Consider the following 1,466-nt stretch of genomic DNA (forward strand, 5'->3'; position numbering starts at 1 on the left):
TTCTATACAGTGAAATCTGCCTGTGCGACATCTATTTTATTTAAGTAGTTCTGGTTTCAAAGTCACTTCATCAGGTTCTATTTCTATCAATTTTAAATACTTATGAAGTTCTTGATCCAGAAGAAGAGTAGACAGTTTATAAGGCGTACAGCCATTTAGACTGTCTCTTGCTTCGCTATTGATATGATTCTGCAGTAATGTTATAGCTTCCTGGCTCAATAGGTCAAAAGATTTTCCTTTTTTAAGAACAAGTCGTATATACTCATGATTCTTCTCAATCATACCCTTCTGCCAAGAGCTGTATGGATCACAGTAGTAAATTTTGGTTCTCTGTTGACCTTCGTCGGTATACTCAAGTAATGAAGGGCTTTGAAATTCAGGACCACCATCGGTAAGAATCACCTGAAACATTTTCTTAAATGATTCTTTTCCTAATGCTATAGTTAACTGATCAAAAACACGTTTTACTTCCGATTGAATCTTTGAATTAAGTAAAAATATAAGCATCAATGAGCAGTTTCTAAACATCATAGTCAATAAGACCTTACCCCCTTTATTGCCTTCTACAGTATCCATTTCTACAACGCTTGTCATAGGCTCTGATTTTATAAGTTTCTGAAAATCATCATAATTTCGCCCTTCTCTGTAAGCACGGTTCTTAACACTGGCTTGGGTTTTACTTCTTCGGGGTTTATATTTTACACGACGTCGTAAATCTAAGTTTCTTGCAGTAAGTACAGACTGATCGATATAGTTATAAAGAGTTCTTCGACTACACCCAATCTCTTCAGCATGATTAATATAAATATGGGCTATGGACTGTCCCTTTTTTATTAATGGACTTACCAAAGCATCCATTTTCATAATTGTATCAGGTGTCTGGTTAATACCCTCACGACTGGATACAAGTAATTCTCGATAGCAGTCATCGGCATATTTTGCAGAATAAACATGCATTTCCATTAAGCAGTTTATTCTTTTTCCACAACCATTACATACATAAGGCGGTTTTGCTAATTTTTCGCAAGTCCGTGGAGAATAGTTGGGACAAATATCAATGCATCTTGGCCCTTTATTTTTACACATTTTGCAAAGGTTACTACAATTTTCATCACATAAATATCTAAGCTTACATTCTCTACGATTACTACATGGTATTGGTGCAAAATCCATGTTTTTGCGTTCAGCGATTTTAGAATGTCTTCTTATATCTTTCGAAATAGTGCTCGGATCTTTACCTATCTTTCTGGCAATAGCGGCAAAAGAATCACCAGCTAAAAGACTTTTCTCAATTTCGATTCGCTGTGATAATGTTAAGTGTTTTTGATTGCCTCTTGGTTTCTTATTCATATTAACCTCATTCCTGCACAGGCAGGCAATCAACTGCTCTTTAATTATACAGGAATTGGTATGCATATTTAAATTCTAGTTATATAGAATTTACTGCTGCAATATAGAATTTAGTT

1 protein-coding gene is annotated in these 1,466 nt (G+C 34.9%); it reads right to left on the bottom strand.

The features are described 5' to 3' along the window. Positions 1–36: 36 nt before the first annotated feature. A complete protein-coding gene (locus T335_RS0115305; protein WP_026478312.1) occupies positions 37–1,350 on the bottom strand; it encodes an IS30 family transposase in 1,314 nt (437 codons plus the stop codon). Positions 1,351–1,466: the final 116 nt, after the last annotated feature.

It is taken from the genome of Alkaliphilus transvaalensis ATCC 700919, assembly GCF_000621485.1.
Lineage (GTDB): Bacteria > Bacillota > Clostridia > Peptostreptococcales > Natronincolaceae > Alkaliphilus > Alkaliphilus transvaalensis.

What these genes read in the sequence shown, in the direction of transcription:
- T335_RS0115305 (WP_026478312.1), bottom strand. Translation starts at nt 1,350, where the DNA reads ATGAATAAGAAACCAAGAGGCAATCAAAAACACTTAACATTATCACAG.